Annotated in this window: 19 protein-coding genes and 1 pseudogene; 16 read left to right on the top strand and 4 right to left on the bottom strand. The window is 72.3% G+C overall.

Annotated elements, in window-relative coordinates; translation table 11 throughout:
- Positions 1 to 41: 41 nt before the first annotated feature.
- On the top strand, positions 42 to 884 hold the full coding sequence (locus VMF51_RS04285; RefSeq protein ID WP_325473164.1) for a helix-turn-helix domain-containing protein: 843 nt from the start codon (positions 42 to 44) through the stop codon (positions 882 to 884).
- Here VMF51_RS04285 and VMF51_RS04280 read toward each other — a convergent pair.
- On the bottom strand, positions 835 to 1,437 hold the full coding sequence (locus VMF51_RS04280; RefSeq protein WP_325473163.1) for a nucleoside/nucleotide kinase family protein: 603 nt from the start codon (positions 1,435 to 1,437) through the stop codon (positions 835 to 837). The two genes, VMF51_RS04285 and VMF51_RS04280, sit on opposite strands and share 50 nt — an antisense overlap.
- 54 nt (positions 1,438 to 1,491) lie before the next feature.
- On the opposite strand from VMF51_RS04280, the gene hflX reads away from it, so the two are divergent.
- The 10 genes from hflX to VMF51_RS04230 all read left to right on the top strand — a co-directional run bounded on the left by hflX (position 1,492) and on the right by VMF51_RS04230 (position 14,121).
- A complete protein-coding gene (gene hflX / locus VMF51_RS04275; RefSeq protein WP_325473162.1) occupies positions 1,492 to 2,991 on the top strand; it encodes a GTPase HflX in 1,500 nt (499 codons plus the stop codon).
- 78 nt (positions 2,992 to 3,069) lie between these two features.
- Positions 3,070 to 3,765, top strand: a complete 696-nt coding sequence (locus VMF51_RS04270) for an SGNH/GDSL hydrolase family protein (protein ID WP_325473161.1) — start codon at positions 3,070 to 3,072, stop codon at positions 3,763 to 3,765.
- Positions 3,766 to 3,784: 19 nt separating this feature from the next.
- On the top strand, positions 3,785 to 4,987 hold the full coding sequence (locus VMF51_RS04265; protein WP_325473160.1) for an ROK family transcriptional regulator: 1,203 nt from the start codon (positions 3,785 to 3,787) through the stop codon (positions 4,985 to 4,987).
- Between the two features lie 142 nt (positions 4,988 to 5,129).
- Positions 5,130 to 6,641 carry a sugar ABC transporter ATP-binding protein gene (locus tag VMF51_RS04260; RefSeq protein ID WP_325473159.1) on the top strand — a complete coding sequence of 504 codons (1,512 nt, stop codon included), beginning with the start codon at positions 5,130 to 5,132 and terminating at the stop codon, positions 6,639 to 6,641.
- Positions 6,638 to 7,663 carry an ABC transporter permease gene (locus VMF51_RS04255; RefSeq protein WP_325473158.1) on the top strand — a complete coding sequence of 342 codons (1,026 nt, stop codon included), beginning with the start codon at positions 6,638 to 6,640 and terminating at the stop codon, positions 7,661 to 7,663. The genes VMF51_RS04260 and VMF51_RS04255 overlap by 4 nt, the downstream gene beginning before the upstream one ends.
- 82 nt (positions 7,664 to 7,745) lie before the next feature.
- A complete protein-coding gene (locus VMF51_RS04250; RefSeq protein ID WP_325473157.1) occupies positions 7,746 to 8,786 on the top strand; it encodes a substrate-binding domain-containing protein in 1,041 nt (346 codons plus the stop codon).
- Between the two features lie 81 nt (positions 8,787 to 8,867).
- The gene (locus tag VMF51_RS04245; protein ID WP_325473156.1) at positions 8,868 to 10,043 is read left to right on the top strand and encodes a Gfo/Idh/MocA family oxidoreductase; all 1,176 of its coding nucleotides are present in this window, start codon (positions 8,868 to 8,870) and stop codon (positions 10,041 to 10,043) included.
- Positions 10,044 to 10,054: 11 nt separating this feature from the next.
- Entirely contained in the window at positions 10,055 to 11,062 is a 1,008-nt protein-coding gene (locus tag VMF51_RS04240) for a sugar phosphate isomerase/epimerase family protein (protein WP_325473155.1), read from the top strand.
- 53 nt (positions 11,063 to 11,115) lie between these two features.
- Positions 11,116 to 12,078 carry a sugar phosphate isomerase/epimerase gene (locus VMF51_RS04235; protein ID WP_325473154.1) on the top strand — a complete coding sequence of 321 codons (963 nt, stop codon included), beginning with the start codon at positions 11,116 to 11,118 and terminating at the stop codon, positions 12,076 to 12,078.
- A 66-nt stretch (positions 12,079 to 12,144) separates the two neighbouring features.
- A complete protein-coding gene (locus tag VMF51_RS04230) occupies positions 12,145 to 14,121 on the top strand; it encodes an ATP-dependent DNA helicase (protein ID WP_325473153.1) in 1,977 nt (658 codons plus the stop codon).
- 12 nt (positions 14,122 to 14,133) lie between these two features.
- Here the strand turns inward: VMF51_RS04230 and VMF51_RS04225 are convergent, their stop codons facing one another.
- Positions 14,134 to 15,684, bottom strand: coding sequence for an MXAN_6640 family putative metalloprotease (locus VMF51_RS04225; protein ID WP_325473152.1), 1,551 nt, complete (start codon positions 15,682 to 15,684; stop codon positions 14,134 to 14,136).
- Between the two features lie 78 nt (positions 15,685 to 15,762).
- A complete protein-coding gene (gene lexA, locus VMF51_RS04220) occupies positions 15,763 to 16,479 on the bottom strand; it encodes a transcriptional repressor LexA (protein WP_325473151.1) in 717 nt (238 codons plus the stop codon).
- Positions 16,480 to 16,753: 274 nt separating this feature from the next.
- Between lexA and VMF51_RS04215 the strand changes: the two genes are divergently transcribed.
- Positions 16,754 to 17,089 (top strand): LysM peptidoglycan-binding domain-containing protein, encoded by a 336-nt coding sequence (locus VMF51_RS04215; protein ID WP_325473150.1) that lies wholly within the window; start codon positions 16,754 to 16,756, stop codon positions 17,087 to 17,089.
- Positions 17,090 to 17,198: 109 nt separating this feature from the next.
- Here VMF51_RS04215 and VMF51_RS04210 read toward each other — a convergent pair whose 3' ends face one another.
- Positions 17,199 to 17,576 carry a hypothetical protein gene (locus VMF51_RS04210; RefSeq protein WP_325473149.1) on the bottom strand — a complete coding sequence of 126 codons (378 nt, stop codon included), beginning with the start codon at positions 17,574 to 17,576 and terminating at the stop codon, positions 17,199 to 17,201.
- 190 nt (positions 17,577 to 17,766) lie between these two features.
- On the opposite strand from VMF51_RS04210, the gene VMF51_RS04205 reads away from it, so the two are divergent.
- From VMF51_RS04205 to VMF51_RS04190, 4 genes and pseudogenes are all read left to right on the top strand, one after another.
- Positions 17,767 to 18,225 carry an ATP-binding protein gene (locus VMF51_RS04205; RefSeq protein WP_325473148.1) on the top strand — a complete coding sequence of 153 codons (459 nt, stop codon included), beginning with the start codon at positions 17,767 to 17,769 and terminating at the stop codon, positions 18,223 to 18,225.
- Between the two features lie 48 nt (positions 18,226 to 18,273).
- Positions 18,274 to 18,774 carry a mismatch-specific DNA-glycosylase gene (locus tag VMF51_RS04200; protein ID WP_325473147.1) on the top strand — a complete coding sequence of 167 codons (501 nt, stop codon included), beginning with the start codon at positions 18,274 to 18,276 and terminating at the stop codon, positions 18,772 to 18,774.
- A 246-nt stretch (positions 18,775 to 19,020) separates the two neighbouring features.
- Positions 19,021 to 19,539 carry a transcriptional regulator NrdR gene (gene nrdR, locus VMF51_RS04195; RefSeq protein ID WP_325473146.1) on the top strand — a complete coding sequence of 173 codons (519 nt, stop codon included), beginning with the start codon at positions 19,021 to 19,023 and terminating at the stop codon, positions 19,537 to 19,539.
- Between the two features lie 148 nt (positions 19,540 to 19,687).
- Positions 19,688 to 20,900: pseudogene (locus VMF51_RS04190) on the top strand (vitamin B12-dependent ribonucleotide reductase); the annotation flags it as partial.

The raw sequence follows: 20,900 nt of genomic DNA, 5'->3' as shown, positions 1-20,900 counted from the left end.
TGGGTCCGCGGGTGTCGGTGGTTCTTGCAAGAATCCGACACATGCCCGAGCCGCGGCCGATCGACCCCACCGAGCGAGCGCACCTGCTCGACGCGGAGGGCTACACGCCGCCGATCCACCGCTACGCGCCGAGCCCGGCGCTCGCCGACGTCGTACGCCGCTACTGGATGCCGGTCTGGTCGCTGCCGCCGGGCCGGGTCAGCGAGCAGCGGGTCCTGCAGTACCCCGTCTGCCTGATCGTGGTCTCCGCCGACTACGCGCTGCTGGTGGGTCCGCAGCGGGGCCTCTCGGTGCAGTCGCTCGCCGGGGACGGCTGGGCGCTCGGCACCATGCTCCAGCCCGCGGTCGGCCGCGCGCTCGTGGGCGGCCCGGTGGAGCGGCTCACCGACACGACCGTCCCGCTCACCGAGGCCGGTGTCCTCGACGGCGCCGCGCTGACGTTCGGCATCCGCTCCGCGGTCGCCGACCAGCCGCTCGACCCCGCCCGCCGCTCCGCCGGGGTCCGGATCGTCGAGGAGGCCCTGGCCGGGCTGCTGCCCGTCGACGAGGAGGGCCTGCTGATCAACGCCGTCGTCGAGTACGTCGAGGGCGATCCGCGCGTCCAGCGGGTCAGCGAGGTGTGCGAGAAGTTCGCGCTGACCGAGCGCACCCTGCAGCGGCTCACCCGCAGCCGGCTCGGGCTGACGCCGAAGTGGCTCATCCAGCGGCGCCGGCTGCACGAGGCGTCCGAGCGGCTGCAGGCGGGGGAGACGCCCGACCTCGCCCGGGTCGCGGCCGAGCTGGGCTACTCCGACCAGGCCCACTTCTCCCGCGACTTCCGCACCGCGACCGGGCTCACGCCGGGCCGGTTCGCGGCGGAGCCGAGGGAGGAGCCCAGTCGGTGAGGTCGACCACCAGGTCGGCGCGCGACGCGGCGACGTCGACGAGGCGGGCGTTGGGCTCGTCCACCTGCTCCACCCAGGCCTGCGCGTCGGCGGGGGACCTGCCGAACAGCACGTGCCGGGCGACCAGCCGCTCCACCCGCACCGCGCGGTCGACGTGCAGGTGCCAGACCACCTCGACCTCCGCCCGCACCGCCCGCCAGCGCGGCTCGTCGAGCAGCAGGTAGTTCCCCTCGGTCACCACCGGCCCGGTCGGCGGCACCCGCACCGCGCCGGCGATCGGCTGCTCCAGGTCCCGCTCGAACATCGGCGCGACCACCTCGGGCTCCCCGCGCCGGACCCGGCGCAGCAGCGCGGCGTACCCCTCGGCGTCGAAGGTCTCCGGTGCACCCTTGCGGTCGAGCAGGCCGCGGCGGACCAGCTCGACGTCGGCGTAGTGGAACCCGTCCATCGCCACGACCGGCCGCCCGAGGGCCGCCGCGAGGGTCGACTTGCCGACGCCGGGCGCCCCCGTCAGGCCGAGCAGGCGTACGTCGGGGAGCGGAGGCAGTGGCACGGGATTAGTTAACCGTTCGCGCGCGTTGAGACGGAGACCTACTCTGGAAGGCGTATGACGAACGCATCTGACTTCAATCTCGACGCCGAGCTCGACGCGACCTCCGCCTGGGAGAACGACGAGTTCGAGTCCGGGTACGCCGAGCCCGACCTCGACGCGCCCGACCCCGAGGACTCCGACGACCCCACGACGGGCCAGCTGGACCTGGCCGAGCGCCACCAGCTGCGCCGCGTCGCCAGCCTGCGCACCGAGCTCGAGGACATCACCGAGGTCGAGTACCGCCAGCTCCGCCTGGAGCGCGTGGTCCTCGTCGGAGTGTGGACCGAGGGCACCGTCGCCGACGCCGAGAACTCCATGGCCGAGCTCGCGCTGCTGGCCGAGACCGCCGGCTCGGAGGTCCTCGACGCGATCTACCAGCGGCGCCAGTCGCCGGACCCGGCCACCTACATCGGCCGCGGCAAGACCGAGGGCCTGGCCGAGATCGTCGCGGCCACCGGCGCGGACACGGTGATCTGCGACGGCGAGCTCGCGCCCAGCCAGCTGCGCAACCTGGAGGACCGGCTCAAGGTCAAGGTCGTCGACCGGACCGCGCTGATCCTCGACATCTTCGCCCAGCACGCGAAGTCCAAGGAGGGCCAGGCGCAGGTCGAGCTGGCCCAGCTGCAGTACATGAAGCAGCGGCTGCGCGGCTGGGGCGGCAACCTGTCGCGCCAGGTCGGCGGCCGGGTCGCCGGCGGTGCCGGCATCGGTGGTCGTGGCCCAGGTGAGACCAAGATCGAGACCGACCGCCGGCGGATCAACACCAAGATCGCCAAGCTCCGCCGCGAGCTGAAGGAGATGAAGGGCACCCGCGACACCAAGCGCCAGGAGCGCCGGCGTCACCAGATCCCGGCCGTGGCGATCGCGGGCTACACCAACGCCGGCAAGTCCTCGCTGCTCAACCGGCTCACCGGCGCGGGCGTGCTGGTCGAGGACTCGCTGTTCGCGACGCTCGACCCGACGACCCGTCGTACGACCACCGCCGACGGCCGCGTCTACACCATGAGCGACACGGTCGGCTTCGTCCGGCACCTGCCGCACCAGCTGGTGGAGGCGTTCCGGAGCACGCTGGAGGAGGTCGCGGACGCCGACCTGATCCTGCACGTGGTCGACGGCTCGCACCCCGACCCCGAGGGCCAGATCGCCGCCGTCCGCGAGGTGTTCGCGGAGATCGACGCGGCCGGCGTGCCCGAGATCATCGTGATCAACAAGGCCGACGCGGCCGACCCGCTGGTGCTGGCCCGGCTGCGTCAGCGCGAGCCGCACTCCGTCGTGGTCTCGGCCCGGACGGGGGAGGGCATCGCGGAGGCGCTCGCGCTCGTCGAGGGCGAGCTGCCCCGGCCGTCGGTGGAGTTCGACGCGCTGGTGCCGTACTCCCGTGGCGACCTGGTCAACAAGATCCACCAGCAGGGCGAGATCGGGAGCCTGGAGCACACCGCCGACGGCACCCGGGTCACCGGCCGGGCCAGCGAGGCCCTCGCGGGCGAGCTCGCGGACTTCCTCGTCAGCCCCTGAACGGTGCTCCCCGGATAGTCATCGGGTAGTCCGACCGGGCCATACCGGCCCTGGGGACGTGGGCCGCAGAATTGCCCGGTGGTCCTCCGGGGGGTCGCGGGGCCGACCCGCGCGCGCGTGCTGGTGCTGGTCGTCGCCCTCGTGGCGACCCTCGCCGTCGGCTGGGTCACGGCCCGGGCCGGCGCCGGCGACACCCGGTGCGACCGGTTCGCCGAGGCGTCCGCGGCGCGCGCCGCCGAGGTGACCGGATCCGGCCCCGACGTCCTGGTCGTGGGCGACTCGTACGCCGCCGGGCTGGGCCTCGACGAGCCGGCCGACTCGTGGCCGACCCGGCTGCCCGGCCGGGTGCACGTCGCGGGGTTCTCCGGCTCCGGCTTCAGCCGCGCCGCGAGCCCGTGCGGCGCCGTGTCGTTCGCCAGCCGCACCCCCGACGCGCTCCGTGGATCCGGCGCCCGGATGGTCGTGGTCGAGGGCGGCCTGAACGACTGGGACCAGACCCCGGCCGCCATCACGCTCGGGTTCGAGCGGCTGGTCCGCGCCGTCGGCGACCGCCAGCTGGTCGTGGTCGGGCCGGCCTCGGCCCCGGCACGCGAGAGGCGGGTGCCGGCGCTCGACGCGTTGCTGGCCCGGTTGAGCGCGACGCACGGGGCGTCGTACATCCGCACCTCGGACCTGCAGCTGGGCTACCTCGACGACCGGCTGCACCTGACCGCCGACGGTCACCGCGAGTTCGGCGACCACGTCGCCGCGCAGATCGAGGCCCTCGTCCGGTAGCGCGTGCAAGGATCTGCCCGTGCGTCATTCGTTGGCGGGTCGGGCGGAGAGCGCCATCCAGGCCCGGTTGCTGACCCGGCTCCGTGACGAGGGGCCGCTGTCGAAGGCCCAGCTCGCCGATCGGCTGGAGGTCTCGCGGACCACGGTCGCGGCGGAGGTGGGCCGGCTGATCGAGCTGGGCCTGGCTCAGGAGGCCGGGCCGGCCGCCTCGCGGGGTGGGCGGCGCTCGACGATGGTCGACCTCGCCGAGGACATCCGCTTCGTGGGCATCGCCATCGGAGCCACGGGGATGACCGTCGGGGTGACCGACGGCCGGCTGGCGACGCTGGCGACCCGGCAGTTCGCCTCCGACATCCGCACGGGACCCGAGGAGGTCCTGGGGATCGCGATCGCCGGGGTCCGCGAGGTGCTGGCGGAGCTCGGCGTGGAGCGCGTCGCCGGCGCGGGCATCGGCGTACCCGGCCCGGTGGACTTCGACCGCGGCCAGCCGGCGTCGCCGCCGATCATGCCGGGCTGGGACGGCTACCCGGTCCGGGACGCGGTCTCGCGCGAGCTCGGCTGCCCGGCGCTGCTCGACAACGACGTCAACCTGCTCGCGATCGGCGAGCAGCACGCCGGGGTGGCGCGCAGTGCCCGGGACTTCCTGTTCGTGAAGATCGGTACCGGGATCGGCTGCGGCATCGTGATCGACGGCGAGCTCTACCGCGGCGTCGACGGCTGCGCCGGCGACATCGGGCACATCCGCGTCGCCGACGACGGTCCCACGTGCGCGTGCGGCAACATCGGCTGCCTGGAGGCGTACGCCGGCGGCGCCGCCCTGGCCCGCGACGCCACCGCGGCCGCGCGCGCCGGCCGGTCGCCGGTCCTCGCGGAGCTGCTCGAGACCAACGGCGCGCTGACGGCGGCCGACGTGGGGCTGGCCGTCCAGCGCGGCGACGCCGAGGCCGTGCAGCTCATCCGCGGCGGGGGCCGCCGGGTGGGCCAGGTGCTCGCGACCCTGGTGTCGTTCTTCAACCCCGGGATGATCGTCATCGGCGGCGGGGTGACCGGCCTCGGGCACCCGTTCCTGGCCGAGATCCGTGGCGTGACCTACAGCCGCTCGCTCTCCCTGGCGACCGGCAGCCTGCCGGTCGTGCTGAGCGAGATGGGCGACGAGGGCGGCGTCGTGGGCGCCGCCCGGCTGATCAGCGGCTCGGTCTACGCCCCGGAGTCGGTCGGCTGACGACTTTGTCCAATTAGTTGCGAAAGTTTGCACAGCGATGTGCAAACTTTCGCCAGAACCCCTTGCTCTTTCCGTTCTCGTCGCCGTACGTTGACGCCACCGAGTGACGCTCGTCACTCGATCGGCCCGTGGCGAGGTGCGCATGAACGATCGACCGCTGCTCCAGATGAGCGGCATCGTCAAGGAGTTCCCGGGCGTCCGGGCACTGGGCGGGGTCGACCTGGACGTGCGGGCGGGCGAGGTGCACTGCCTGCTCGGTCAGAACGGCGCCGGCAAGTCGACGCTGATCAAGGTGCTGGCCGCGGCGTACCGGCCCGACGAGGGCACCATCGCCTGGGAGGGCGAGGAGGTCACCCTCGCGTCGCCGATGGCGGCCCTGAAGGTCGGCATCGCGACGATCTACCAGGAGCTCGACCTGGTCCCGGACCTCAGCGTCGCCGAGAACATCGTCCTCGGCCACGAGCTCACCCGCGGCGGCCTGACCCAGCGGCAGCGCACCAACGCCGTGGCGCGCGACCTGCTCGCCCGGCTCGGCCACGCCGAGATCTCGCCGACCCGCTCGGTCGGCAGCCTCTCCCCGGCGAGCCAGCAGATCGTCAGCATGGCCCGGGCGCTGTCCCACGACACCCGGCTGCTGGTCCTCGACGAGCCGTCCGCCGTGCTCGACCAGGGCGAGGTCGACAACCTGTTCCGGGTGATCCGCGGCCTCACCGAGGAGGGCGTCGCGATCGTCTACATCTCGCACCGCCTGGAGGAGATCCGGGCGATCGGCGACCGCATCACCGTGCTGAAGGACGGCATCACCGTGGCCACCGGGCTGCCGGTGGCGGAGACGCCCACCAGCCGGCTGATCGAGCTGATGACCGGCCGCTCGATCGAGTACGTCTTCCCGCCCCGTCCCGAGGAGCCGCGCGACCGCGGCGCCCCGGTCCTGGAGGTGCGGGGCCTCGCCCTCGCCGGCGTCTTCCGCGACGTCGACCTGACCGTGCACGCCGGGGAGATCGTCGGTCTGGCCGGCCTCGTCGGCGCCGGGCGCTCCGAGATCCTCGAGACGTTGTACGGCGCCCGCCACGCCTCGGCCGGCACGGTGAGCGTCGACCAGCGGCCGCTGCGCCGGGGCTCGGTCCCGGCCGCCGTCCGCGCCGGGGTCGGCCTCGCCCCGGAGGAGCGCAAGAGCCAGGGACTGCTCCTCGACCAGGCGGTCTACCGCAACATCACGATCTCCTCCCTCGGCCGGTTCGCGCGGGGCGGCTTCCTGCGCTCTGGGTCGGAGCGGAAGCGGGCCGAGGAGCTGACCCGCTCCCTCGACGTACGACCGGCGGGCGTGGAGCGCGCCGTACGCACCCTGTCGGGCGGCAACCAGCAGAAGGTCGTGCTGGCCCGCTGGCTGCTGCGCGACTGCCGGGTGCTGCTGCTCGACGAGCCCACGCGTGGTGTCGACGTCGGGGCGCGCAGCGAGATCTACCAGCTGGTCCGCCGGCTCGCCGACTCCGGCGTCGCCGTGGTCGTGGTGTCCAGCGAGGTCGAGGAGGTGCTCGGTCTCGCCGACCGGGTGCTGGTCGTCCGCGAGGGCGCGGTCGTGCACGACTCCCCGGCCGGGGAGCTCGACGAGTCCCGGGTCCTGGACCTGGTCATGGAAGGGAAGGTCGCATGACCGAGAGCACCGCCCGGGTCGAGCGCGCGGCGCTGGAGACCACCCGCACGGACAACCCGGTGCTGGCCGTGCTGCGGACCAGCGTCGGGCGCAACCTCGGACTGGTGGTCGCACTGCTGCTGCTGTGCGTGGTCGGCGCGGCGACGGCGGGGGACCGGTTCGCCTCGATGGACAACGTCCTCACGATCCTCCGGCTCGCCGCGACGATCGGCGTGGTCAGCATCGGGATGACCTTCGTGATCACCGGCGGCGGCATCGACCTGTCGGTCGGCGCGATCCTCGCCCTGGCGTCCGTGTGGTGCACGACAGTGGCCACCCAGGACCTGGCCAACGACCTCCACTGGATGGTGATGGTGGGGGCCGCGCTCGCCGTCGGAGCGGGATGCGGGCTCGTCAACGGCCTGCTCATCGCGTACGGCGGAGTGGTGCCGTTCATCGCCACGCTGGCCATGCTCGCCAGCGCTCGCGGTCTCGCCGAGATCATCTCCGACCGCAAGACCCAGATCGTCGACGTCCCGGGGTTCCAGGACTTCTTCGCCCGCGAGATCCTCGGCGTCCCGTTCATCGTGATCCTGTTCGTGCTGGTGGCCGCGGCCGGCTGGGTGCTCCTCAACCGGACGACGTTCGGGCGCCGTACCCTCGCGGTCGGCGGGAACCCGGAGGCCGCCCGCCTCGCGGGGATCAACGTCAAGCGGCACACCGTCTACCTCTACGTGCTGCTCGGGCTCTGCTGCGGCGTCGCGGCGCTGATGATCATCTCGCGCACCACGACGGGCAGCTCGACGCACGGCGGGCTCTACGAGCTGGACGCGATCGCGGCCGTGGTCATCGGCGGCACCCTGCTCTCCGGCGGGCGCGGCACCATCGTCGGCACCGTGCTCGGGGTGCTGATCTTCACGACGCTCACCAACGTCTTCACCCTCAACAACCGCTCCATCTCGGAGCAGTCGCTCCTCAAGGGAGCCATCATCGTCGCCGCCGTCCTGCTCCAGCAGCGGTTGGCGTCTCGGAACACCACCTGACGCCTCCCGCGTCGTCCTTCACCAAGTAGCGCCACCTCAGTTCAAGGAGCAGCCCACTATGTCACTACGGCCCCTGCGACCCATGCGCACGAAGTTCGGAGCCGGCCTGCTCGCCGGCGTCACGGTGTTCGCCCTGGCGGCGTGCACGAGCAACGAGTCCGGAAACGACGACGAGGACCTGGGCGGCGGCACCTCGGCCGCCGAGCAGGGCTCCAACGACGAGTCCGGTGACACGGTCGTCATCGGCTTCTCGGCGCCGGCGGCCGACCACGGCTGGATGGGCTCGATCACCGAGTCCGCCCGCAACGTCGCGGAGCAGTACGACGACATCGACCTGCGGGTGGCCGAGGGCACCAACGACGTGAATCTCCAGATCAGCCAGGTGGAGACCTTCATCAACGACAAGGTCGACGCCATCGTGCTGCTGCCCTTCGACGGCGCGGCCATGACCCCGGTCGCGCTGAAGGCGATGGAGGCCGGCATCCCCGTCATCAACGTCGACCGGGAGTTCGACGACCCGAACGCGGCGCGGGTGACCGTGCTCGGCGACAACTACGGCATGGGCGTCTCCGCCGGCGCCTACGTCTGCTCGCAGGTGGGCGACAACCCGGACGCGGTCGTGGCCGAGATCGCGGGCATCGACTCGCTGCCGCTGACCCAGGACCGCAGCCAGGGCTTCGAGGACGCGCTCAGCGAGTGCGGCCTCGACGTCGACAACCGCGTCGCCGCCGACTTCACGGTCGAGGGCGGCGAGGAGGCGGCCGCCAACCTGCTCCAGGCCGCACCCCAGATCGACGCGCTCTGGAACCACGACGACGACCAGGGCGTCGGTGTCCTCGCGGCGATCGAGAACGCCGGCCGCGACGAGTTCATCATGGTCGGTGGCGCCGGCTCGAGGAACGCGATGGACGCGATCAAGGCCGACGACAGTGTCCTGAAGGCCACCGTCATCTACCCCTCCACCCAGGCCGCCGACGGCGTCAAGCTCGCGCGGCTGCTCGTGCAGGAGAAGGCGATGAGCGACCTGGTCGAGGTCGAGGTACCGCGGATGGTGCAGCTCTACGCCCCCGTCGTGACGGCCGACAACGTCGACCAGTTCATCGACACCGCCTTCGCGTCCTGACCCTGTCTCCCGCGGACCCGCCCGGCTCTCTCCGGGCGGGCCCGCGGGGCCTGCCGACCGCACCAGGAAGTGAGAACGACGTTGACCTCCTCCCGCCCCACGCTCGCCGTCGCGATGGTCGGCCATGCCTTCATGGGTGCCGCCCACTCGCAGGCGTGGCGCAGCGCGCACCGCTTCTTCGACCTCCCGCTGCACCCGGCCATGGCGCTCGTCGTCGGGCGCGACGCGGCTCGGGCGGCCGAGGCCGCCGACCGGCTCGGCTGGGCCGAGAGCGCCACCGACTGGCACGCCGCCGTCGTCCGTGACGACATCGACCTGGTCGACGTCTGCACGCCGGGCGACACCCACGCCGAGATCGCGATCGCCGCGCTGGCGGCGGGCAAGCACGTGCTGTGCGAGAAGCCGCTGGCCAACACGGTGGCCGAGGCCGAGGAGATGGCCGCGGCCGCCTCGACCGCGGCCGAGCGCGGCGTCCGGGCGATGGTGGGCTTCACCTACCGCCGGGTCCCGGCGGTCGCGCTCGCGCGTCGGCTGGTGGCGCAGGGCCGGATCGGCGAGATCCGGCACGTGCGGGCGACGTACCTCCAGGACTGGATCGCCGACCCGGAGGCGCCCCTGACCTGGCGCCTCGACAAGCAGCGCGCCGGCTCGGGGGCGCTGGGCGACATCGGTGCGCACATCATCGACCTCACCCAGCACATCACCGGCGACCGGTTGCACGAGGTCTCCGGACAGCTGGAGACCTTCGTCAAGGAGCGTCCGCTGGTGGCGACCGGGGTCGGGCTGTCGGGCACCGCGTCCACCGAGCGGGGCTCGGTGACCGTCGACGACGCGGCGGTCTTCATCGGCCGCTTCGCGGGCGGCGCGCTCGGCGTCTTCGAGGCGACCCGCTTCGCGACCGGCCGCAAGAACTCGATCCGCATCGAGGTGAACGGCTCGGCCGGATCGCTCGCGTTCGACTTCGAGGACATGAACGTCCTGGAGCTGTACGACGCCGCCGAGCCCGCCGAGACCGCCGGCTTCCGGCGGATCCTGGTCACCGAGCCGACCCATCCGTACGCCGGTGCGTGGTGGCCGCCCGGCCACGGGCTCGGCTACGAGCACGGGTTCACCCACCAGGTCGTGGACCTGGTGACGGCGATCGCCGACGGCACCGACCCGGCACCCACCTTCGCCGACGGCCTGCAGGTGCAGCGGGTGCTGGCCGCGGTCGAGACCAGCTCCGACACCCGCACCTGGCAGCAGATCCCCTCCTGAAAGGACCGGCCATGCCCCGCCCGATCACGCTGTTCACCGGCCAGTGGGCCGACCTGCCCTTCGAGGAGGTGGTCCGCCTGGCGGCCGGGTGGGGCTACGACGGCCTCGAGATCGCCTGCTGGGGCGACCACCTCGACCCCTGGCAGGCCGCGGAGGACGACGCCTACGTCCAGGCCAAGCTCGACCTGCTCGAGCAGCACGGGCTGCAGGTCTTCGCCATCTCCAACCACCTCAAGGGCCAGGCAGTCTGCGACGATCCGATCGACGCGCGCCACCAGGCGATCCTGCCCGCGCGGATCTGGGGCGACGGCGACGCCGAGGGCGTGCGGCAGCGGGCCGCGGAGGAGATGAAGATGACCGCGCGCGCCGCCCAGCGGCTCGGCGTACGGACGGTCGTCGGCTTCACCGGCTCCTCGATCTGGAAGTACGTCGCGATGTTCCCGCCGGCCACCGAGGAGATGGTCGCCGCCGGCTACCGCGACTTCGCCGACCGCTGGAACCCGATCCTCGACGTCTTCGACGAGTGCGGGGTCCGCTTCGCCCACGAGGTGCACCCCTCGGAGATCGCCTACGACTACTGGACGACGAAGGCCGCCATGGAGGCGATCGGGCACCGTGAGGCGTTCGGTCTCAACTGGGACCCGTCGCACTTCGTGTGGCAGGACCTGGACCCGGTCGGGTTCCTGTGGGACTTCGCCGACCGGATCTACCACGTGGACTGCAAGGACGCGAAGCGCCAGACCGGGAACGGTCGCAACGGCCGGCTCGGCTCGCACCTGCCGTGGGCCGACCCGCGCCGGGGCTGGGACTTCGTGTCGACCGGGCACGGCGACGTCCCCTGGGAGCAGTGCTTCCGGATGCTCAACACGATCGGGTACGACGGCCCGATCTCGATCGAGTGGGAGGACGCCGGCATGGACCGGCTCGTCGGAGCGCCCGAGGCGCTGGCCTTCGTGCGCCGGCTCGCCTTCGACGCGCCCGCGGCCGCCTTCGACGCCGCCTTCGCCACGGACGACTAGCGCTTCCCCGGGCCGCCGGCCCGGGTGCACCACCATCTCGGGAAGGACACCGCATGTGCTTCGGACATGACGGCGAGGGCGCCCTGCGCCGCTCGCTCGAGGAGAAGGGGGCGAGCCGGCGCTCGCTCTTCCGCGGGGCGGCGCTCGGGGCCGCCGGGGCCGCCGGGGTCGCCGTTGCCGGGTCGGGGCTCGCCTCGCCCGCCGTCGCCGGCGGCCGGCACGGAGGCGGCCGGCCACACGGCGTACCGCACGAGCGGATCAGCATCCAGCTCTACACGCTGCGGGCGGCGCTCGGCGGCACGCCGGGCTTCGACGTGGTGCTGGAGCGGCTCGCGCAGTACGGCTACGAGCGCGTCGAGCTCGCCGGCTACTACGGCCGTACGGCCGCCGAGCTCCGCGACTTCCTGGACGGGCTCGGCATCCGGGCCTCCTCCAGCCACGACGGCATCAGCGCCGACCGGACCGCGCTGCGCGACAAGCTCGAGAACGCCGCGACGCTCGGGCAGCGGTACGTCGTGGTCCCGTACCTCGCCTCCAGCACCCTCGCCGACTGGCAGCGCTGGGCGGACCAGATGAACGCCGAGGCGGCGCTCGCGCGGCGCTACGGACTGCGCTACGGCTACCACAACCACGCCCACGAGTTCACGACCGACCTCGGCGGCGGGGTGACGCCGTGGGAGGTGCTGACCGAGCGGCTCGACCCGCGGCTGGTGCACCTCGAGGTCGACCTCTACTGGGCCTACACCGGCGGGGTCGGCGTCGGCGCCGCCGATCCGGACCGGTTCGTGATCGACGTGATCCGCAAGGCGCCCCAGGAGGTGCGCCAGTTCCACGTCAAGGATCGTGACGGGGCCACGGGGGACATGTGCGACCTCGGGACGGGGGTCGTCGACTTCGCCCGGATCTTCCGCCGGCACACGGTCGAGGAGTACATCGTCGAGAACGACACGCCCGACGTCAGCCCGCTCACGAGCGCCGCCGTCGGCCACCTCTACCTCGACCACCTGCGGTTCTGACCGGTCCGCCGGGACGGCCTGGGGACAGCCGTCCCGGCGGTCGGCGCGGACGTCTAGGGTGCTCGGGTGCCCGAGACCCCCGCCGTGACGCAGGTGCTGTCCGCTGCCGTTCAGGCGCTCGGCGGGCAGGAGCGCGCCGGTCAGGTCGCGATGGCCGAGGCGGTCGCCGCGGCGATGGCCGACGAGCGCCACCTGCTCGTCCAGGCCGGCACCGGCACCGGCAAGTCGCTCGGCTACCTGGTCCCGAGCCTGCTGCACGACGAGCGGGTGGTGATCGCCACCGCGACGCTCGCGCTGCAGCACCAGCTCGTCGAGCGCGACCTGCCGCGGCTGGCCGAGGCGGTCAAGGGTGTGCCGGGCGTCGACACGTCGTACGCCGTGCTCAAGGGCCGGTCGAACTACGCCTGCCTGCACCGCGTCCGCGAGGGCGTGCCGGACGACCAGGGTGCGCTGGTGCAGATGCCCGAGGGGTCCATGGGCGCGAAGGTCCTGGAGCTGCGTGCGTGGGCCGAGCAGGCGGCTGAGGACGGCGGCACCGGCGAGCGCGACCACGCGCCGCGCCACACCGACCGCGAGTGGCGTCAGGTCAGCGTGAACCACCGCGAGTGCCTCGGCGCCGCCAAGTGCCCCTTCGGCCAGGAGTGCTTCGCCGAGCTGGCCAAGGAGAAGGCGCAGCGCTCCCACCTCATCGTCACCAACCACTCCCTGCTCGCGATCGACGCGATCGAGGGCGTGCCGATGATCCCCGACTACGACGTCGTCGTGGTCGACGAGGCGCACGAGCTCACCGCGCGGGTCACCCAGGCCGCCACCGACGAGCTCTGGGCGGCGGAGGTCGAGCGCTCTGCCCGGCGCTCCCAGCGCTACGTCGACGGCTCCGAGGCCGACGACCTCGCGGACGCCGCGGACGCGCTCCGGGCGGCGATGGGGGAGGCCCGGCCGGGCCGCTTCGAGCCGGTGCCCGAGGATCTCGCCGACGCACTGGTCCTGGTGCGCGACGCGGCCCGGGCGTGCATCTCGGCGTACCCGAAGCCCGAGAAGGACGGCGACCCGGACGCGGGCCGCACCCAGGCCCGCGGCGCCGTGCAGGAGGTCTTCGCGACGTCCGAGCGGATGGCGGCGTTCTCCGACGCCGACGTGCTGTGGATGAGCGAGGGCACCGAGCGGATGCCTCCTCGGCTGTGCGTCGCTCCGCTGCAGGTCTGGGGCACGATGCGCGACAAGCTGCTCACCGACAAGACGGTCGTGCTGACGTCGGCGACCCTGATGCTCGGCGGCGACTTCGGCGCGGTGGCGACCGGCGTCGGGCTGAAGCCGACCGAGCGGGTCCTGGAGGGCGCCCCCGCCGACGCGCACGCCTCCGGCAGCGGGCTGCCGTGGCGCGGCATCGACGTCGGCTCGCCGTTCGACTACGGCCAGCAGGCCATCCTGTACGTCGCCCGCCACCTGCCGCCGCCGGGGCGTGACGGCCTGGTGAAGTCCCAGCTCGACGAGATCGTGGAGCTGATCGACGCGGCCGAGGGGCGCACGCTCGGGCTGTTCTCGTCGCGGCGCGCCGCCGAGGCCGCCGCGGAGGTGGTCCGTGAGCGGCTGCCGCACCTGACCACGCTCGCGCAGGGCGACGCCCAGCTCCCCGAGCTGGCCAAGCAGTTCGTCGCCGACCCGCACACCTGTCTGTTCGGCACCCTGTCGCTGTGGCAGGGGCTCGACGTGCCGGGGGACACCTGCCAGCTGGTCCTGATCGACCGGATCCCGTTCCCGCGCCCCGACGACCCGCTGATGTCCGCGCGCCAGCGGGCGGCCGACAAGGCCGGCGGCAACGGCTTCATGCAGGTGGCGGCCACGCACGCCGCGCTGCTGATGGCCCAGGGGGCCGGCCGGTTGATCCGCACCACCTCCGACCGCGGCGTCGTCGCGGTGCTGGACCCCCGGCTCGCGACCGCCCGCTACGGCGGGTTCCTCCGGTCCAGCCTGCCCCCGATGTGGACCACCACGGACCCTGCGGTGGTCCGCAAGGCCCTCGCCCGGCTCGCCGCCGGCTGAGCGATCTCGCGGCTACCGCAGCGCGCGGAGGGCCGCCCGGAGGCCCAGGTTGTCGTCGAGCGACCGACCGCGGCACGAGTAGACGGTGCCGAGACCGCACCGGAAGCGGGTGCCGGCGTTGACGAGCGTCACGTCGACGTACCGGACCCGGCGGGCGGCGAAGGGAACGGTGACCCGTCCCGCGCCGGACCGGCTGAGCCGCACGATCCGGATGCGGGGGGCACCCGACCTCGGGCGTACCGACACGACCGCCGCGGTCGGTCGGGTGCGCCGCGGCAGGTCGACCGCCACCCGCAACCGGGACGCGCTCCGGGCCGCGTCGGGCCGGTAGCGCAGGGTCCCGCTCGAGAGGTGGTCGAGGACGAGACGGTCACGCCGCCGTTGCCCCCGCGCGAGCCGCACGCTGGTCTCGGGAGCGGCCACGGGATAGCTCGCCCCCTCTGCGTAGCTGCGTCGCGGCTGCAGGTTGGCCGCCGCGAACCGGGCCAGGGTCGCGGTCAGCGATCGTCCCCTCCTGTCGAGGACCCTCCGGACGGCCTGGATCGAGTACGCCGGGCCGGCCGCCTGCTCCCAGATCTCGCGGACGATCGTCGGCAGCCCGCCCTGCGCCGCGGGCTCGATCTCGCTCAGGTAGCGGAAGAGGATCCAGCTGCCGTAGACCCGGAGCCCCTCGCCCTGGTCGATCGGCACGCGGGGCTGGCTCATCGGGCTGTGCCGGAGGTACTGCAGGTTGTCGTTCACGCTGTCGAAGAGCTCGTCCTCCACCCAGGCGGCGGTGGACTCCAGGAACCACGGGTCCTCGGTCAGGTCGTAGGCGAGCTGGACGGCGTGGAAGTACTCGTGCGCCAGGGTCACCTGGAGGTTCTCGGTCGGTGTGTGGGCCGGGAACTCGGCGAAGTCGTTGTCCAGCGCGCAGTACGCCGGGGCGCTGCGCTGCGCGCTCGACATGACACTCTCCGGTGCGCAGTAGCCGTAGATCCCGCCCCCGCGGGTGCCGCTGTCGACGAGGTAGACGTCGAACTGGTCGACGCCGCCGCCACGGACGCCGTCGGCCACCGGGCGGCGGTAGCCGGCGCGGACGTAGGTGCCGCTGACCGTCGACAGGGTGGCGAAGACCAGGTCGACGTAGTCGGGACGACCGTTCCCGTCGGCGTCGGCCAGGTCGGGGGCATCGGAGGTCCGGCGAGCCCAGTGCACGCAGAACCCGTCCTGGCACGACGAGGTCGGTAGCGCGCCGGCTCGGTAGCCGAACTGCTGGGGGTCGGGATGGTCGGTGGGCCGGGCCAGGAGCCGGTCGGCCTCGGCTCGCCGCGTCGCCGGGAGAGCGGCACGCGACCGGGCGAGCTCGAGCAGCACGAGGCTGGTGTCGCGACCCGACGGCGTGCCGCGGAAGATCCCGGCGGCCTCCTCCAGCACCGCGACGGCCCGCGCGGTCGGGAGCGCGGCCGCGGCGTCGTCCGGCCCACCGGTCGGACCGGCGGCGGAGCTCGGCGCGACCAGCAGGGAGGCGCCGAGGACGGCAGCACCGACCAGCGCGAGCAGCGGGCGACGACGAGTTGGCATCGAGCATCCATCCGGACGGGGAGCGGGCGGGCAATCGTCGCACGCCCTTCCCCTCCGGACGGGGCGACCCGCGCCGGGTCAGACCCGGCGCAGGACCGCGGTGACCTTGCCCAGGATCGTGGCGTGGGTGCCGTCGATCGGGTCGTAGGCCTCGTTGTGCGGCAGCAGCCAGACCTTCCCGTCCTTGCGCTTGAAGGTCTTGACGGTGGCCTCGCCGTCGAGGAGGGCGGCCACGATGTCGCCGTTCTCCGCGGTCTGCTCCTTGCGGATCACGACGTAGTCGCCGCTGCAGATGGCGGCGTCGATCATCGAGTCGCCGGCGACCTCGAGCAGGAAGAGCTCGCCCTCGCCCACGAGCTGGCGGGGGAGCGGGAAGACGTCCTCGAAGCGCTCCTCGGCCAGGATCGGTCCACCGGCGGCGATCCGTCCGAGCAGCGGCACGTTGGTGGGCGCCGGGGCGGCGTCGCCGACACCGGTCTCGTCGTACGACGACTCCTCGGCCCCGGACAGCGCCCGCCGGGCGGCCATCACCTCCGGGAGGAACACCTCCAGTGCGCGGGGGCGGTGCGGGTCGCGCTTGAGGAAGCCCTTCTCCTCCAGCGACTTCAGCTGGTGGGCGACGCTCGAGGAGCTCGTCAGCCCGACCGCGTCGCCGATCTCGCGCATGCTCGGCGGGTAGCCGCGCTTCTCGATGCAGTCCTTGATGTGCGCGAGCACGCGCTGCTGGCGCGGGGTGAGACCGGTGGCGTCGGGCGGCCCGTCGGGCAGCTCGCGGACGTTCTTCTTGGGGGCCATGGTGATGCCTTTCGCCGGGATGCTCCTGGACCCACGGTATCGGCACCCACCGTCGACTTCAAACACCTGTTCGAACGGGCGCGTCGCCGGTGCAGTTCGAACAAATGTTCGCCAGGTGCTTGATTTCGTTCGAACACCTGCTCTAACCTCGTACACATGTTCGATCGAACGTCTGATCGATCACCTGGCCCGCACCGGACTGTCGGTGGCCGCGGATAGACATTCGCTCGTGGCCAGGCACCCAGGCTGACCGCCACTTCCCCAGGAGGTCCCGATGAGCACGATCCAGATGTCCGCCGACCTGATGACCTCGCGCGGCGAGCTCCGGCTCACCCGCCGCGGCCGGCTGGTGATCTTCCTGGTCGGTCTGGTCGTCGTGCTCGGGGTCGGGTTGATGCTCGCGGCGGGATCCGTGGCGACGCCGGAGCCCGGCGCCGCCGAGCCGACGACCGCGGTCACCGTCGGGACCGGGGAGACCCTCTGGGACATCGCCGCCGGTGCGGCGGAGGACGGCCGGGTCCAGGACATGATCGCCCGGATCAAGCGGCTCAACGACCTCGACTCGACGATGCTGATCGCCGGCCAGGAGCTCCGGATCCCCACGGAGTAGACGCACCACAGACTTCGCCAGCCGCTTCGACCCCGGCTGGCGAGCCGGGGAAGACAGGGGCGGGGCCACCGGGTGGCCCCGCCCCTGCGGCGTCCTGATCCGGTGACTGTCAGCGCGCCGCGCGTCGACCGCCGGGTGCGCGCGGTGCGGGCGGAGTCCCGGGTCCGAGTTCGTCCGCGGTGTCGACGGCCGGGGCGGCCGACGGGGGAGGGGTGGTGATCCCGAGGCTGCGGAGCAGGCGGGCGATCATCATCAGGCCGAGGAAGAGGCAGGCGATGGCGCCGACGGACGCGAGTGCCAGGAAGGCCCAGGCGCCGCCGTCGCCGGACCGGGCGCTGGAGCCGAAGTCGATGGCGGCGTACACGAGGTAGCCCCAGGCGACGACCGCCAGGGTCACGCCGACGGCGAGCAGCAGCAGCCGCGGGCGGAAGGTCGGACGTGGGCGTGCGGCTCGTCGGGACCCTGCTCGCTTTCCCTCGCCCGCCACGCCGGTCATTGTGTCGCACGGTGCCTGATCGCGGGGCAGGACCCGCCCATCCGCAGGGTGTCGCGGCCGGCGCTGATCGAGGGTCCGGGGCACTGGCCGAGGTGGGGGCGGTTCGTGGTCTACTGCAGTCAGCCGCGGCGGCTCGGCCTGCCGCGGTCGAGCGGTTGACGGGACAGCCCAGGAGGTAGGCATGCGGCCCGAGCCACGGCGTACCCCTCGGGCGGCGACGGGTTCGCGTCTCGAGCCGTCGGAGGACGCCCGGAGCGCCTCGACGGCCGTGGAGGGGGATCCGCGGGCCGCGCGCACCGCCCGTCAGTTCCTGCGCCGCGAGCTCGCGGCCTGGGACGTGGAGAGCGAGCTGGTCGACGTGGCCGTGCTGTGCCTCTCCGAGCTGGTCGCCAACGCCGTCACCCATGCCGGGACCGCCTCGGATCTGCACGTCGTGCTGGACGGCCCGACGCTGACTCTCGTCGTGCGCGACCAGGGTGGTGCCGACGAGGTCGCCGCGCCCGACGCCGATCGCGACCCGCTCCGCCCGCGCGGGCGCGGGCTGCAGGTGGTCGACGCCCTGGCGCACCGCTGGGGGGCCGAGCGCGACGAGACCGGCACGACGGTCTGGGTCGAGCTGGACCGCACCGCCGCGAGCTGACCCGTCCCGCCTCGGCGCGCGGTTTGGTGCGGCCCGGAGAGTGAGGACATGGAGGTGCTGCCGGACATCGTGGGCCGCGAGCCGGTCGTGGTCTTCTGCGGGCTCGCGGGTGCGGAGTCGACGAAGACGCGCGAGCACTTCTACGAGTCGCCGGGCAACAGCTTCTGGGAGTCGCTCCATCTCAGCGGGCTGAGTCCACGCCGACTGGCTCCCGAGGAGGACCGCCTCGTCCCGGAGCTGGGCTTCGGCCTCACCGACCTGGTCGGGCACTGGGACCCCCGGTGGGTCGAGATCGACGAGCTGGTCGCGAAGACGGAGCGATGGCGGCCGGAGTGGCTGGCGTTCACGAGCAAGGGCGTGGCCTTCGAGGCCTCGCGTGCGCTGGGTCGCCGTGGTCGTCCCGGCCTCGGCGTCCAGGACTGGTACGTCGGCCCGGCCCAGGTCTTCGTGCTGCCCGGGACCAGTGGCGCCAACCAGCGTCGCGACTACGACGGCCGGCCCAACCGGCTGTCCTGGTGGCGCGACCTGGCGGGACTCGCGGGCCGCTGACCTGCGGTTTCGCGGGCGGTCCAGGCCGGTGGGCCGGCGACACGCCGGTGCGCTTGCGCGCTCCTGCCAGCAGGCGTACGGTTCACCACATCTAGTACTTACATCGCTGTAGTTATCCACATCTAGTGCACAGCTGGATCCGGAAGACTCACAGCGAACCGCTTGTTGTACACAGAGATCCCCCCGATATCCACAGCCTCACCACTCCTTCGGGGGTCGTCGTGGCGCGCCCGGAAGGAGACCCAGATGCACTGCCCGTACTGCCGCGGCACCGACACCCGGGTCCTCGACTCGCGGGTGGCCGACGACGGCGGCTCGATCCGCCGGCGGCGTACCTGCTCGGCGTGCACGAAGCGGTTCACCACCGTCGAGATGATGCAGTTGACGGTGCTCAAGCGCTCCGGCGCGACCGAGCCGTTCACGCGGGAGAAGGCCGTCTCCGGCGTCCGCAAGGCCTGCAAGGGCCGCCCGGTCACCGAGGACCAGCTGGCCTGCCTCGGCCAGGCCGTCGAGGACGCGCTGCGCCTGTCCGGTGCGGCTGAGATCCCCGCGAACGAGGTGGGCCTGGCCATCCTGGGCCCGCTGCGCGAGCTCGACGAGGTCGCCTACCTGCGGTTCGCGAGCGTCTACCGGGCCTTCGAGTCCGCCGACGACTTCGAGGACGAGATCGCGATGCTGCGCGCCGAGCGCGCGCCCACGGTGGGCGAGGAGGTTGCGCCGCAACCCTCCTCGGGCCCCGCCCCTCAGCCCGTCGCCACGGGCTGACCCAGAGCCGCCCGGCACGTAGTGGGGAAGCTGCGTGCCGGGCGCACCACGTCAAGCAGGACGCACGACAGCACGGCCCACCAACTGTCGGTGGTCTCGACGACCATGGACAACAACGATGCACATCACGGGATTCAGAGGAGACGGCATGACGGAGACGGTCAGCGGCGAGACGACGGGCGCGTCCGCGAAGGGGAAGGGTCTCACTCTGGAGCGGGTCTTCAGCACCCCGGGCGTGCACCCCTACGACGAGCTCACCTGGGAGCGTCGCGACGTCGTCCAGACCAACTGGAAGACGGGCGAGTCCGTCTTCGAGCAGCGCGGCGTCGAGTTCCCCGACTTCTGGTCGGTCAACGCCTCGACCATCGTCACGACGAAGTACTTCCGCGGTGCCGTCGGCACCGACGCCCGTGAGTGGAGCCTGCGCCAGCTCGTCGACCGCGTGGTGAAGACCTACACGAAGGCGGGTGTGGAGCACGGCTACTTCGCCGGCGACGCCGACGCCGAGGTCTTCGAGCACGAGCTGACCTGGCTGCTGGTCCACCAGTACTTCTCCTTCAACAGCCCCGTCTGGTTCAACGTCGGCACCGAGTCGCCGCAGCAGGTCTCCGCCTGCTTCATCCTCTCCGTCGACGACTCGATGGACTCGATCCTCAACTGGTACGTCGAGGAGGGCAAGATCTTCAAGGGCGGTTCGGGCGCCGGGATCAACCTTTCGCGCATCCGGTCCTCAAAAGAAGGGCTGCGCGGCGGCGGCACTGCATCGGGCCCGGTCAGCTTCATGCGCGGCGCCGATGCGTCGGCCGGCACCATAAAGTCGGGCGGAAAAACTAGGCGCGCCGCAAAAATGGTGATCCTCAATGCCGACCATCCAGATATCGAGGATTTCATCTGGTGCAAAGCAATCGAGGAGAAAAAGGCACGCGCTCTGCGAGATGCCGGGTTCGATATGGACCTCGATGGCAAGGACAGCCACTCGATCCAGTACCAAAATGCCAACAATTCAGTCAGGGTCACGGATGAGTTCATGCAGGCTGTGCTCGACGACAAGGACTGGGAGCTAAGGGCTGTCAGCAGTGGCGAGGTCCTAAAGACCATGAAAGCCCGTGCTCTCTTCAGGCAGATTGCCGAAGCTGCGTGGGAATGCGCCGACCCCGGCATGCAGTTCGACTCGACGATAAACCGCTGGCATACCGCGTCGAACACCGGCCGCATTAACGGCAGCAACCCATGCTCGGAGTACGTCCACCTCGACAATTCGGCGTGCAACCTCGCAAGCCTCAACCTGCTGACGTTCCTGGACCAGGACGACTTGTTTGACGTCGAGGGTTTCAAGGCGGCCGTAGAATGCGTGTTCACTG

This window comes from Nocardioides sp. (assembly GCF_035503875.1).
In the GTDB taxonomy this organism is placed as follows: Bacteria; Actinomycetota; Actinomycetes; order Propionibacteriales; family Nocardioidaceae; genus Nocardioides.
This window is presented reverse-complemented; position numbering and strand designations above follow the sequence as displayed.